The organism is Bradyrhizobium sp. 25ACV, assembly GCF_054863005.1.
Genome location: NZ_JAVAYO010000015.1, coordinates 189289 through 201775 on the forward strand (window position 1 = coordinate 189289; position 12487 = coordinate 201775).

The 12487-nt window shown below is 64.5% G+C and carries 13 protein-coding genes; 5 read left to right on the forward strand and 8 right to left on the reverse strand.

Annotation, left to right across the window (positions count from 1 at the left end; translation table 11 throughout):
• Positions 1-250: 250 nt before the first annotated feature.
• From RAD04_RS29830 to RAD04_RS29845, 4 genes are all read right to left on the reverse strand, one after another.
• Positions 251-1030, reverse strand: coding sequence for a 2-keto-4-pentenoate hydratase (locus tag RAD04_RS29830; protein WP_461626653.1), 780 nt, complete (start codon positions 1028-1030; stop codon positions 251-253).
• 440 nt (positions 1031-1470) lie between these two features.
• Positions 1471-2271 carry a phytanoyl-CoA dioxygenase family protein gene (locus RAD04_RS29835; protein WP_461626654.1) on the reverse strand — a complete coding sequence of 267 codons (801 nt, stop codon included), beginning with the start codon at positions 2269-2271 and terminating at the stop codon, positions 1471-1473.
• A 261-nt stretch (positions 2272-2532) separates the two neighbouring features.
• Positions 2533-2898 carry an RNA polymerase-binding protein DksA gene (gene dksA, locus RAD04_RS29840; protein WP_008554760.1) on the reverse strand — a complete coding sequence of 122 codons (366 nt, stop codon included), beginning with the start codon at positions 2896-2898 and terminating at the stop codon, positions 2533-2535.
• Positions 2899-3113: 215 nt separating this feature from the next.
• Positions 3114-3725 (reverse strand): NAD(P)-dependent oxidoreductase, encoded by a 612-nt coding sequence (locus tag RAD04_RS29845; RefSeq protein WP_461626655.1) that lies wholly within the window; start codon positions 3723-3725, stop codon positions 3114-3116.
• Positions 3726-3874: 149 nt separating this feature from the next.
• On the opposite strand from RAD04_RS29845, the gene RAD04_RS29850 reads away from it, so the two are divergent.
• The gene (locus RAD04_RS29850; protein ID WP_091965430.1) at positions 3875-4246 is read left to right on the forward strand and encodes a winged helix-turn-helix transcriptional regulator; all 372 of its coding nucleotides are present in this window, start codon (positions 3875-3877) and stop codon (positions 4244-4246) included.
• A 147-nt stretch (positions 4247-4393) separates the two neighbouring features.
• Here RAD04_RS29850 and RAD04_RS29855 read toward each other — a convergent pair whose 3' ends face one another.
• Positions 4394-4807: a flagellar assembly protein FliX gene (locus RAD04_RS29855; RefSeq protein WP_461626656.1), complete on the reverse strand. Its 414-nt coding sequence runs from the start codon at positions 4805-4807 to the stop codon at positions 4394-4396.
• Positions 4808-5091: 284 nt separating this feature from the next.
• Between RAD04_RS29855 and RAD04_RS29860 the strand changes: the two genes are divergently transcribed.
• The 4 genes from RAD04_RS29860 (at position 5092) to RAD04_RS29875 (ending at position 7609) form a co-directional block, all read left to right on the forward strand.
• A complete protein-coding gene (locus RAD04_RS29860) occupies positions 5092-6216 on the forward strand; it encodes a flagellar basal body P-ring protein FlgI (protein WP_461626657.1) in 1125 nt (374 codons plus the stop codon).
• Complete coding sequence (gene flgJ, locus RAD04_RS29865; protein WP_461626658.1) at positions 6216-6584, forward strand: flagellar assembly peptidoglycan hydrolase FlgJ; 369 nt, start codon at positions 6216-6218, stop codon at positions 6582-6584. The genes RAD04_RS29860 and flgJ overlap by 1 nt, the downstream gene beginning before the upstream one ends.
• Positions 6585-6595: 11 nt before the next feature.
• Positions 6596-7090, forward strand: a complete 495-nt coding sequence (locus RAD04_RS29870; protein WP_461620500.1) for a hypothetical protein — start codon at positions 6596-6598, stop codon at positions 7088-7090.
• 159 nt (positions 7091-7249) lie between these two features.
• Positions 7250-7609, forward strand: a complete 360-nt coding sequence (locus RAD04_RS29875; RefSeq protein ID WP_461626659.1) for a hypothetical protein — start codon at positions 7250-7252, stop codon at positions 7607-7609.
• Positions 7610-7709: 100 nt separating this feature from the next.
• Here RAD04_RS29875 and flaF read toward each other — a convergent pair whose 3' ends face one another.
• The 3 genes from flaF to RAD04_RS29890 form a co-directional block, all read right to left on the reverse strand.
• A complete protein-coding gene (gene flaF, locus RAD04_RS29880; protein ID WP_008554779.1) occupies positions 7710-8078 on the reverse strand; it encodes a flagellar biosynthesis regulator FlaF in 369 nt (122 codons plus the stop codon).
• Positions 8079-8371: 293 nt separating this feature from the next.
• The gene (locus RAD04_RS29885) at positions 8372-10660 is read right to left on the reverse strand and encodes a DUF1522 domain-containing protein (RefSeq protein WP_461626660.1); all 2289 of its coding nucleotides are present in this window, start codon (positions 10658-10660) and stop codon (positions 8372-8374) included.
• A 219-nt stretch (positions 10661-10879) separates the two neighbouring features.
• The coding region (locus RAD04_RS29890) for a DUF1522 domain-containing protein (RefSeq protein WP_461626661.1) at positions 10880-12487 on the reverse strand (1608 nt) is incomplete at its 5' end.

The window sequence follows — 12487 nt, forward strand, 5'->3', positions numbered from 1 at the left end:
GAAGATGCCGCGAGGATGCGGAGGCGTGTCTGCGATCGCGATGAAAGAACGAAAGTGGTGTCTGCCGGACGAAATCGCGCGCGTGTCCCGGACAAGCCGCAGCGCGTCAGCGGTGCGGCGCAGAGCCGGGACCCAGACATTTACTCGACGCGCTGCTGCATGGGCCCCGGCTCTGCAGCGCACCGCACCGGACGATGCTTCGCATCGCCGGAGCACTGCGCTGCGTCTGGGGCGAGAGACCATGTTTGTCTCAGGTAAACTTCACCTCCACCGCCCCCAGCCCGTCCAGTTCCATGCGCACCTTGTCGCCGGCCTTCAGCCACAGCGTCTTGACCAGGCTGCCCGTCAGCACGAGCTGTCCCGCGTGAAGAGACTTGCCTTCGGCGGCGAGATGGTTGGCGAGCCAGGCGAGCGCGTTGTGGGGATGACCGAGCACGTCGGCGCCGGTGCCGTGGCTGACCTCCTCGCCGTTGAGGATGGCGCGGCCCTTGACCGCCTTCAGGTCCGGCACCGACGAGCGCGGAACCGCCGGGGCCAGTACGCAGCCGGCCGCGAAGAAATCATCGGCGATCAGCGTCGGCGCGCCCATCGACTCCCACTTCACGTAGCGGTCGTCGACGATCTCGATCGCGGGATGATAGGCCTCGACCGCCTCGCCGACCCACTCGGCCGTGAACGGCGCCTCGCCGGCGGCAAGGTCGCGCTTCAGCCGCACCGCGATCTCGCATTCGACCCCGACCCGGACATAGTTGGAGGCGGCGAGCTTGGCGCCGGTGTCGTGTACGCCCTTCTGGAATACGCCGCCGCCGCAGGGATGCGGGATGCCGATATAGTCCTGCATCACCTGGCTGGTGCAGCCGATCTTGTAGCCGACCAGCGGCCCGAGATGCGGCAGCAGCAGATCGTGCACCGCACGCTGGACCTGGTAGCCCTCGGCCTCATCAATGGGGGGACGCTCCAGCGCCGCGAGCGGCGCATGGTTGCGGCGCGCCAGCGCGATCGCCTTTGCGGCTTCGAGAATCTTATCCATCGGCGCCGCCTCCCACGCTACGCAACATTGCCGCTCAGTTCAGCATCCCCGTCCGCGCCTGACAAGCGCTGGTCGGCGCTCGGGCGGGCCGAATACGGGGGCTCCCGCCGCTTAAGGAAATATTGAGTTGGTCCGGTCTTTATGGAGCCACGCGCCAGGCCCGCCCGCCCCGCGCGGAACGAGACCCTGATTGCAGCGATGAATGAAGCCGCTGCGCCGCCGTCTCAAGATGCCGGTCGATCTCCTTGATGCGACTCGCAAAACTTCCCGCACCTGAAGTGAAGGCTTTTTCTCATGCGAACTCACGTGAGCATGCAGGATTCGACTCTAGCCCATTGATCGCGATTCATTTTTCGCGATCCCGGCAATTGGCATCGGACGACAGCGGTGTTGTGGCGCAGGAACCCGCCACAACGCCGCGTGCAGTGACATCGCTTCCGTCAAATGCGTCCAAGCGCGAGGCGGATGGCGACCTCGACCGGCGAGTAGTCGCCCTCGCTCCGCTCCAGCCGGTACGGCTCGGCGAGATGCAGCGGTGGTTGCGCCAGGAAGCGCGGTCGCGTTCCCCGATGCTTCTGCGCGGCATGAACCAGGAAGGGATGACAGAGATAGACCGTGCCGGCTGCACCGGTCGCGAGCGCCACCGGACAATCGGCCCCCATCTGCTCCAGCATCATGTCCGCCCGCCCCGCATCGCCGGCTGGCGCCAGGTAGCGCGCCATCGGCAGATGCGAGCCGACCCGGATCCGCGTCGGCGCATCGTCGTCACCGACATCGGAGAACAGGAACAGCAGCAGCAGCGCCCGCCCCCGCGAGGTGATGTTGACGCGCCAGGCCGAGAAATCCTGCGTCTCGTTCGGGTTGCTGGCCTCGCCGGGAAAGCTGAGATCGACATGCCAGCCGTCGTCGCCCGGATCGTCCGGATGCGGAAAACGCACCGGAAAGGTGCCGATGTCGCGTCGCGGCCGCCATCGCCCCTGCCCGACGATCTGGTCGAAGGCGGTATGGAGCACGGCAGTGTTGATGGCATCCCGGAACGGCGGGCCGCCATAATAGGGCAGCCGCACCACGGGCCGGGTCCAGCTCGCGGGGTCGTGTTCGCTGCATGGCGGATCGCGCCAGATGATGACGCGGGCCGCCTCGGCGAGCTCACGGGGGAAAGCATTGTCGATCCGGACAAAGCCGTCACGGATGAATTGGGCTATTTGCGCGTCGTCGAACGCGCGCGGATTGGCAGTCATGATGATCTCTCAAAGGCTCGCCAGCCCTCATCGTCCGCTCGCTGCGGAACCGGCTGGCTCGATCGGTTGGGAAGCCGCAAGTCGAACTCGCGGGACGCAATGCCTCCGCGGCGGAGGCGCTTGCGTTCAGCCCAGGAAGAAGACCGATGCGATGTTGAGAGTGCAAATCATCATGGCGGCGCGAATCTACGCGCCGGACCGGCGGCGTTCAAGCGACGCCGTGAGCCAAAAACAAAAGAGCCGCACGCGGCGGCTCAGGCTCTATTCGTCGCGATAAACCTTCTCGCGTTTCTCGTGGCGCTCCTGCGCTTCCACCGAGAGCGTCGCGATGGGCCGGGCTTCGAGCCGCTTCAAAGAAATCGGCTCGCCGGTGTCCTCGCAATAACCGTAGGTGTTGTCCTCGATACGCTGGAGCGCGGCGTCGATCTTGGCGATCAGCTTGCGCTGGCGGTCGCGGGCACGGAGCTCGATGGCACGGTCGGTTTCGGACGATGCCCGATCGGCGAGATCGGGGTGGTTCACGTTCTCCTCCTGCAGGGCTTGCAGGGTGAGCTTGGACTCTTTGAGGATCTCATCCTTCCAGGCGAGGAGCTTCAAACGGAAGTACTCCTTCTGCCGGTCGTTCATGAAAGGCTCTTTTTCGGTCGGTCGGTAGTTTTTCAACTTTTCCAAGGGCGGCCTATCTGTCTAAGCAACGACTCGCACGCGGAACGAAGTCCGCTGAGCGGGGCCTTATATAGCGGCCACCTGTGACAGACAATATTTCCTTAATCACTCGGTTACCGCCCCCAAACCCTTGCACAGGAAGGTTTATCCGCAAAAGCCCGGGGGCGGCCGAAGGCCTAGTAACCGACCGTGAAACGCTGCTTCAGATGGGCCGGTTTTTCGATCTCATCAGCCAGCGCGATGGCGTAGTCGGCGAAACTGATCCAGCTCTTGCCGTTCGCATCTGCGAGAAGCTGATCGGTGCCGAGGCGGAACTTGGTCGTGCGTTCCCCCTCGACGAACAGGGCCGACGGCGAAATGAAGGTCCAGTTCAGATCCTTTTCCTGCCGCAGCAGGTCGAGGAAGACCGAGCCTGCCTCCGCTTCCGCCTTGTATTGGGCCGGAAAATTGGGAGTCGTGACCAGTTTCACGCCCGGTGCGACCTCGAGGCTGCCGGCGCCGCCGACGACGAGGTAACGACCAACCTTGGCGTCCTTCGCCGCGCCGATCAGCTTGAGAGCGTCGCTGGCCAGGAAGTGCACGGAACTCACGGCGACGTCGTGCCCGGCCCACAGCTTGGCAAGGCCCGCCTGGTCGAGCACGTCCCCCTTGGTCGGCGTGACGTTCGGCAGGGCCGCGATCTTCTCGGGGTTCCGGGCGATGGCCGTGACCGCATGGCCGCGGCGGGATAGTTCCTTGGTGATTTCCGACCCGGCCCGACCCGAGGCGCCGGCAACTGCGATTTTCATGGAAGGCTCCTTTGCTTCTGTGGTAACTAGCAGTGACTAGATATCGCAAAGAATGCTGGTGTTAAGAGAGCACTTTGTGCTTACCTGATTACGCAAGGGTAACTGCCACGCGCACCGCGAGCGACGAAAACGGATTCCGAGGACCGACGATGAAACCCGACGTCTATGCAGCGAACTGCCCCACCCGCCAGATTCTCGATCGCATCGGCGACAAATGGGCGGTGCTGATCCTGCTGCTGCTGCGCGAGGAGCCGATGCGCTTCAATCAGTTACGCCGCACGATCGAAGGCATTTCGCAGAAGATGCTGAGCCAGGTTCTCAAATCGCTCGAACGCGATGGGCTGATCAGGCGCCATGCCATTGCGACCGTACCGGTGACGGTGGAATATTCGATCACGCAGCTCGGGCTGACGCTCGCCGGCGCGGTCGATCCGCTGCGCGATTGGGCCGAGCAGAATCTGAAAGACGTTCTCGCCGCCCAGCGCCGCTACGACACGCAGCAGAAGGAGGAAGCGGCGTAGGCGCGCGCGGGGCGCACTCCGCACCCCAACCTCCCGCTGTCATGCCCGGCTTGATCGGGGCATCCAGTACGCCGCGGCTTCTCGACTCTACAATGACTGTCTCTGGAATACTGGGTCGCCCGGTCAAGCCGGGCGACGACTGTCTAATTAAGCCCGTCCGGCCTTGGCGAGTTCGACCTCGACGCGCAGCTCGATCTCGGACAGCACCGCATCGAGACCGGGATCGCCCGAGGACGATTTCAGGTTCGCCGCAGCATCGCGCAGGCGCATCACGGTCGAGGCGTCGAGATTGCCGGCCAACAGCCCCATCTTGAGATCGTCGAGCACGTCGAGCGCGGTCCTGCCGCGGGTGACCGAGCGCTTGCGGCGCTCGACCGGATCCTCCTCGACGCCCTGCAGCGCGAGCAGCCCGTCGATGTTGGTGGCGGCCTTTGGTGCGGCAGCGCTCCGGGTCTCCTGCGCCGACGAGGTGTCGGGCAACACGAAGATGCCGGAACCGGTCCGCCTGGCCTGGTTGGCCGGCGTTCCAAGCGTCGTGCCGTTCGGTCCGTAGATGCGCATCGGAGGGAATCCGGGTGATCGATGCGGTCACCTTCGCTGTCTTATGGTTAACGGCGCGTAAACGGCCCGGCAAAATCTGCCGACGGGCGGCAGTTTCGCTCCTCAGGGACAACGCCGGCTGACACCGGTCGAAACAGATTTATTCAACCTATTCAGCGGTCTATCACCGCCGCCCCGGGTTGGCACAGCCCTCGCAAGGACAGCGCCGGACCAGCTCGTCATGGGAGTGTCGTGCAGGTCCTTCCGATTTGAGGAGCCTTTTGAGGATCCTTGGGGAGCAGAGGATGCCAAGCGTTCGTTGGGTGAGGATTGTTGGGGTGGCCTGCGCGGCGCTGTCGGCGCTGGTGCTGTCGCTCGCGTCGGCGGCTGCGACCTCGCGCATCAAGGACCTCGCCAATATCGAAGGCGTGCGGCAGAACCAGCTCATCGGTTACGGTCTCGTCGTCGGCCTCAACGGCACCGGCGACACGCTCAACAACATCCCCTTCACCAAGCAGTCGCTGCAGGCGATGCTCGAGCGCATGGGCGTCAACATCCGCGGCGCCACCATCCGCACCGGCAACGTCGCCGCCGTGATGGTGACCGGCAATCTGCCGGCCTTCGCCACCCAGGGCACGCGCATGGACGTCACCGTCTCCGCGCTCGGCGATGCCAAGAACCTCCAGGGCGGCACTTTGCTCGTCACTCCCCTGTTAGGTGCCGACGGCAATGTCTACGCGGTGGCGCAGGGCTCGCTCGCGATCTCCGGATTCCAGGCTGAGGGCGAGGCGGCCAAGATCGTGCGCGGCGTTCCCACGGTGGGACGCATCGCCAACGGCGCCATCATCGAGCGCGAGATCGAGTTCGCGCTCAATCGGCTGCCGAACGTGCGCCTGGCGCTGCGCAACGCCGATTTCACCACGGCCAAACGGATCGCGGCCGCGGTCAACGACTATCTCGGCGTCAAGACCGCCGAACCGATCGATCCCTCCACGGTGCAGCTGTCGGTCCCGCCCGAGTTCAAGGGCAACGTCGTCGCCTTTCTCACCGAGATCGAACAGCTCCAGGTCGACCCGGATCTCGCCGCCAAGATCATCATCGACGAACGCAGCGGCATCATCGTGATGGGGCGCGACGTCCGCGTCGCTACCGTCGCGGTCGCGCAGGGCAACCTCACCGTCACCATCTCCGAGAGCCCGCAGGTGAGTCAGCCCAATCCGCTGTCGCGCGGCCGCACTGTGGTCGCGCCGCGCAGCAGCGTCACCGTCACCGAGGACGGCAAGAAGCTGGCCGTCGTCAAGGACGGCGTCTCGCTCCAGCAGCTCGTCGACGGCCTCAACGGCCTCGGCATCGGCCCGCGCGACATGATCAGCATCCTCCAGGCGATCAAGGCCGCCGGTGCGATCGAAGCCGACATCGAGGTGATGTGATGCAGACCAGCACGATCAACACCCCTCGCCTCGCCACCACCTCGGCTTTCTCGGTCGAGAGCCGCAACGGCCGGCCCGATTTCGAGCTCGCTGCGGCGCTACAAAAGGTCTCGCCGAAGCAGCAGGCCAGGGCGCAGAAGACCGCCACCGACTTCGAGGCGATGTTCCTCAACAGCATGTTCTCGCAGATGACCTCGGGCCTGAAGGGCGAAGGCCCGTTCGGCGACACGCCCGGCACCGGCGTGTGGCGCTCGATGCTGACCGAGCAATATTCCAAGAACTTCGCCAAGGCCGGCGGCGTCGGCGTCGCCACCGAGGTCTACCGCACCCTCATCATGCAGCAGGCGAAAACGATCCGCACGGCATAAGGTCAAACGAGATGAACCATTTCAACGCCTCACGTCAGCCGATGCAACAGCGCCCGAACACCGCGCCCGGCAGCGCCGAGGCGCGCAAGCTCGCAGAAGACCTGATGGACGCGATGAGCGCCCTGCTCGGACTGATCGAGCGCGAGACCGAGCTCGTTCGCGCCGGCAAGGTCCGCGAGGCGATGACGCTCGAGAGCAAGAAGCAGGAGCTGTCGCGAAACTATGTCGGCGCCGTCAGCCAGTTGAAGGCGAACCAGGCGCAGCTGGCGAAATCCGCGCCGGAGCTGCTCTCGACGCTGCACCGGCATCACGATGCATTCCGCGCGATGCTCCAGGTCAATCTCACTGTGCTCGCGACCGCGCACGCGGTCTCCGAAAGCGTCGTGCGCGGCGTCAATGCCGAGATCCAGAAGCGCAACGTGCCGAACACCTATACGGCCGCAGGTCGCCGCGCAGCTCCGGGCCCGCGTCACATCACGCCGCTCGCGGTCAGCCGCTCGCTCTGAGCGCGCACAAAAACAAGCGACAATTTTACGAAAAACCGCGCGGCGAAATCGTCGCGCGGTTAGTCACGTTTCCTTACCGGGTCTTCAGTCCTGGTGTTCCATGGTTGCGCTATTAGAGGGGTTGGGATTTGACTCACGTTAGGCAACCAGGAGGCTGCCATGAGTACAGATTTCAGCATCAGGCCGGTGGGGATCCCGGCACCCGTGCAGATCGTAACGACGTCCAATGCGGCGGCGAACGAGGCTGTGCAAACCGATCTTCCGGTGAGCCAGACGGTCGCCGCGGCGGATACGAGCGCACCCGTGCGCAACGATCTGCCGAACCACGAGAACGTCTCGCGCCAGGTCGTGTTCGACCAGGCGGCCGCGTCCTTCGTCTTTCAGGTCGTCAACGACAGGACCGACGCGGTGGTCAACCAATTCCCCGACGAAGCGATGCTGCGCCGGCGGGCCTATTTCCATGCCATGGATATGAAGTCCGAGCCCTCGCGTCCGCTCAGCACCGACGTCAGCGCCTGACGATCGCGTATCGAACGTAGCGGGTGTGACGGCGGCCTGGTTCGGCTGGCCGAGGCAATCGCTGGCAAATGCTCGCGACGCCGACCATCACGAGTCCTCGTCACGGCCGTCCGGACAGGCCCGCAGCGATATTGCGGTTGATCTCGATCAGCGGACGGAAGTGATCGAACTGCGGGCTCATCTGCAGCGCGGCGGTCTGGCTCAGCACGAACACGCTGATGTTGGCTATCTTCTGCCGGACGTCGATCGGCTGCGGATTGTTGTCGCGCATCGCCTCGCTCAGGAAGATGGTCCAGAGCTTGCGGTTGAACATCAGCGCCTGCATGGTCTGCTCGCTGAGCGGATCGGCGTTGTTCACCGCATCCTGGAGCTTGTTCGCGGCCTTGAGCAGGGTCTGCGCCTCGATGTCGCGAGGAGATGCAGTGGTCGTTGCAACGCGCGCGTAAGCCGAGGCAGCGGAATTCGACATCAATCACACCCTGGAGGTTACCTAGCGCGTTGGACACGCTTAAGGATTTCTTTCCCAACCCTAGGCAGCACCGCTTAAGATTTGCTTACGTGTTGTGCTTGGAAGCCCTCCGGATAATTACGGGTTACGGAGCTCTTCGTCAGCGCAACGCTAGATCCACACATGAACGATGTAAACTCGCTCGCGTGATGCGTGTCGATCTCAGCTAATCTTGTCTTAGCGATCTCCCTCAAAAGAACGGCGGAGCGTTAGCCCCGCCGCGATATATCGTGTGGCGAGCTTGCGCTGCGAGATTAGCGGAGCAGCTGCAGCACGCTCTGTTGCGACTGGTTGGCCAGCGACAGCGCGGACACCGCGATCGACTGGCGGGTCGACAGCGCCTGGCTGTTGGCCGCTTCCTCGTTGGTGTCGGCGAGCGTCAGGTTGGACGAGCCGGTCTGCAACACGTTGATCAGGTTCTTGGAGAAGTCCTGACGCACCTGCACGATCGAGAGGTTCGAACCGAGCGAGGATCCTTCCGAGCGCAGCCTGCTCGAGGCGGCATTCAGGCTGGCCAGCACCTTGTTGGTGGCGCCGTTGTCGATGAAGTCCGTGCCGGGAACGAGATTGCTGAGGCCGAGGCCGGCCGCGTTGAACACGACGCCGTTGATGCCGAGCGTGGAGCTGCCGGTTTCGTTGAAGACCAGCTTCAGCGTGTCGCCGTTGAGCAGGTTGATGCCGTTGAAGGACGAGTCCTGCGACGTCGTGTCGATCTGCGCCAGGATGTTGTTGAACTGGCTGACCAGGCTCGAACGCGCCGTCTGCGCGACGGGATCCTGAACCGGCGGCTGCGCGGTGGTAAAGGCGAGCACGCCGGTGAGCGTACCACCGACCGCACCGCCCGCGGCCGTCGAGCCAAGGGTCGAGGAGGCGTATTCGTTGACGGTGGTGACCGTCAGCACGCCGTTGGCGTCGATCGTCGCCGTCAGGTGGTTGGCCTGAAGCTGCACATTGAGCTGATCGAGCGTCTTGACGGTGCCGTTGGTGCCGTCGCCGAAGGTGACGTTCACCGGCGTACCGCCGTTGAAGGAGGAGAAGGTCAGAGTCTTGCCGCTGACACCGCCAACACCGGAGGTCCGCGCCGCGGTGAAGGCGGTCGCCGTTCCCGTATTGCCGCTGAGGCCGAACGCGCTGAGGGCGTTGCCGGTGCCGGTGATCGAGAGATCGGCGTTGATGCCGGTGGAGAGCGCAAGCTGACCGCTGCTGTTGACCGACGACGGGATCTGGCCCGCCGTGGTCGACAGTGCCGCCGCGCCGTTGAAGATGCTCGCAGTCTTGACGCCAGTGGCGAGGTCGACCGCGTTGAGCAGGTCGGTCAGCGTCGCGCTCTGGATATAAACGGTCGAGTTGCCGTTGCCGTCGGTGACGATGTTGCCGCTGACGCCACCCGACGTGACGCTTGCTGCCGATTGCGGCGTCTGCGCGTTCTTGAAGGTGATGGTGTGACCGTCGATGTTCAGGGTCGAGCCGTCCTGAACGAGAGAACCGAGCGAGCCGGCGGTCGTCGACCGGTTCGCGGTCACGCTCGCATTGCCTGCGCCGGTCGCCGCGGTCAGACCGAGCTTGTTGAGGAAATCGGCCTTGCCCGTCACGCTCAGATCGGCGCCGGTCGAGCTCTTCAGCGTGACCTGGCCGCCGGTGATGGACGATGCCACCTGAAGCGTGCCGACGGGACCCGCCGAACCGCTGACCGCGATGGTCGCCGCGCTCGCGCTGATCGTGGCGGTCTTGACGCCGCTGGCGAGGTCGATCGCGGTGAGGACGTCGTTAACGGTCGCCCCGGGCGCAGCCGCCGTTCCTTCATAGACGATCGAATTGCCGTTGCCGTCGGTGGCAATGTGTCCGCTGGCGTCGAGGCCCCAGCCGGTCGGTTGCGTGCTCGGAGCGATGCCGGTGCGGAAGGTGATGGTCTTGCCGTTCACCGTGATGGTGTCGCCATCCGCAGGCGCACTCCCGAATGTGGTGGATGCGGTGGTGCCGACCAGCGTGGCGGTGCCGGAGAGTGCGGTGGTGCCGTCGGCCGCCGTCGCGGCGAACCCGACCACCGTACCCGCGCTTGAGCCGAGCGACGCGCCGAGCGCCGCAGTCCCGGTGACCGGGGTCGTACCACCGGCAGCACCGGTATAGAGCACGTTGCTCTTGGCGGTCGCGCTCGCATAGGAGGTCGTGCCGCGCAGATCGGCGGGCGTCGCACCGGGAATCGTGGTGGAGACGTTCGACTTGGTGGAATAGCCGACCGTGGTCTGCAGCGCCTGGTTGGCGATCGACTTCGCGCTGTCGATCAGCTTTTGCAGCGAGGTGATGCCGGTGTTGGCGGCCTGCAGCACCTGGACACCGTTGTTGATGCCATCGAGCAGGTTGCTGATGTCGCTCGCCCGGTTGTCCAACCCCTGCGCCGTGAAGAAGTTGGTGGGATTGTCGAGCGCGGTATTGACCTTCTTGCCGGTCGACAGCCGCTCCTGCGTCGTGGCCAGCAAGTCGGCCGTCGACTGCAGCGACAACAGGTTCTGGCGAACGGACGCCGAGAGAACGATGTTGGACATTGGCGAGTCTTCCTCTTGAACCGGATACGAATCGGCCGCGCGGTCTCGAAAGCGGGCTTTTGTCCAGTTTTAGGGGGTGTCCTTTAAAGTATGGTTAACGCCGGTTTAATCGATAGGGTTAACCGCCGGTGAACGCCCCTGCCCGCCTCCGGACGCAAAAAAGAGCGGCGGGGCAAATGACCCCGCCGCCCGGTTTTATCTAGTAATTTCAGTCTCTTATTAGCGGAGCAGCTGGAGCACGCTCTGCTGCGAGGTGTTGGCCAGCGACAGCGCGGAGACCGCGATGGACTGGCGGGTCGACAGCGCCTGGCTGTTGGCCGCCTCGACGTTGGTGTCGGCCAGGGTGAGGTTGGACGAGCCGGTCTGCAGCACGTTGATCAGGTTCTTGTTGAAGTCCTGACGGATCTGCACGACCGAGAGGTTCGAACCGAGGCTCGAGGCTTCCGAGCGCAGCGTGCTCGACGCGGCGTTCAGGTTGGTCAGCACCCTGTTGGCGGCGGCGTTGTCGATGAAGTCGACGCCGACGGTCAGGGCAGCAAGACCAAGACCCTTGGAGTTGTAGGTCACGCCGGTGATGTTCAGGCTCGACTTGCCGGTCTCGTCGAACACCAGCTTGAGCTGGTCGCCGTTCAAGAGGTTGACGCCGTTGAACGAGGAGTCCTGAGAGGTCGTGTCGATCTGGTTCAGGATGTTGTTGTACTGAGACACCAGATTGGCACGCGCCGTCTGGGCAACCGCATCCTGGACGGGGTTGGAAGCCGTCGAGAACGTCAGCGCCGTGGTGAGCGTGCCGCCGATCGCACCGCCGGCAGCCGTCGAGCCGAGCGTCGAGGACGCGTAGTCGTTGGACGCGGTGATGGTCAGCAGGCCGTTGGCGTCGATCGTCGCAGACAAGTTGTTGGCCTGAAGCTTGGTGTTGAGCTGATCGAGCGTCTTGACCGTGCCGTTGGTGCCGTCGCCGAAGGTGACATTGACCGCCGTGCCGCCATTGAAGGAGGAGAAGGTCAGGGTCTTGCCGCTGAGGCCGCCGACGCCGGAGGTCCGCGCCGCGGTGAAGGCGGTCGCGTTGCCGGTGTTGCCGGCGAGGCCGAACACGTTCAGCGCGTTGCCGGTGCCGGTGATCGAGAGGTCGGCGTTGACACCGGTCGATATCTTGAGCTGACCAGACGTATTGATCGTCGAGTTCGACTGGCCGGTGGCGGTGGTGAGCGAGGCAACGCCGCTGGCGTTGATCGATGCTGTCTGCACGCCGGTGGCAAGGTCGATCGCCTTCAAGACGTCGTTGACCGTGCCGGCCTGCAGATAGACCGTCGAGTTGCCGTTGCCGTCGGTGACGACGTTGCCGCTGACACCGAAGCCGCTCGGAACGCTCGGAGCACCGGTCGAGCCCGGAACCGGCGCGTTCTTGAAGGTGATGACGTGACCGTCGACGTTCAGCGTCGAACCGTCCGCGATGGTCGCGCCCAGCGAGGCCGCGCTCGTGGTCCGGGGGACGTCGATGGTGGCATTGCCTGCACCCGTGGACGTGGTCAGGGCGAGGGCCTTGAGCAGGTCGGCCTTGCCGGTGACGCTCAGATCCGCGCCTGTCGAGCTCCTCAGCGTGACGGCACCGCCAGCAACGGTCGAGACACCAGCAGCACCACCTGGCTGGCTGGCGCTAAAGGTGATCGACGCAGCGCCCGAAGTGATGGACACCGTCTTGACCCCGCTGGCCAGATCGATCGCGCTCAACAGATCGTCGACGGTCGCGAGCGTTGCAGGCGTGCCGGTGCTGCCGAGATAGACGGTGGTGTTGCCGCTGCCGTCGGTGACGAGATGGCCGCTGAC

Bases quoted from the DNA above. Each gene is read 5' to 3' on its own strand.
- RAD04_RS29830 (WP_461626653.1), bottom strand. From the start codon at position 1,030: ATGGATAAGATTCTCGAAGCCGCAAAGGCGATCGCGCTGGCGCGCCGC.
- RAD04_RS29835 (WP_461626654.1), bottom strand. From the start codon at position 2,271: ATGACTGCCAATCCGCGCGCGTTCGACGACGCGCAAATAGCCCAATTC.
- dksA (WP_008554760.1), bottom strand. From the start codon at position 2,898: ATGAACGACCGGCAGAAGGAGTACTTCCGTTTGAAGCTCCTCGCCTGG.
- RAD04_RS29845 (WP_461626655.1), bottom strand. From the start codon at position 3,725: ATGAAAATCGCAGTTGCCGGCGCCTCGGGTCGGGCCGGGTCGGAAATC.
- RAD04_RS29850 (WP_091965430.1), top strand. From the start codon at position 3,875: ATGAAACCCGACGTCTATGCAGCGAACTGCCCCACCCGCCAGATTCTC.
- RAD04_RS29855 (WP_461626656.1), bottom strand. From the start codon at position 4,807: ATGCGCATCTACGGACCGAACGGCACGACGCTTGGAACGCCGGCCAAC.
- RAD04_RS29860 (WP_461626657.1), top strand. From the start codon at position 5,092: ATGCCAAGCGTTCGTTGGGTGAGGATTGTTGGGGTGGCCTGCGCGGCG.
- flgJ (WP_461626658.1), top strand. From the start codon at position 6,216: ATGCAGACCAGCACGATCAACACCCCTCGCCTCGCCACCACCTCGGCT.
- RAD04_RS29870 (WP_461620500.1), top strand. From the start codon at position 6,596: ATGAACCATTTCAACGCCTCACGTCAGCCGATGCAACAGCGCCCGAAC.
- RAD04_RS29875 (WP_461626659.1), top strand. From the start codon at position 7,250: ATGAGTACAGATTTCAGCATCAGGCCGGTGGGGATCCCGGCACCCGTG.
- flaF (WP_008554779.1), bottom strand. From the start codon at position 8,078: ATGTCGAATTCCGCTGCCTCGGCTTACGCGCGCGTTGCAACGACCACT.
- RAD04_RS29885 (WP_461626660.1), bottom strand. From the start codon at position 10,660: ATGTCCAACATCGTTCTCTCGGCGTCCGTTCGCCAGAACCTGTTGTCG.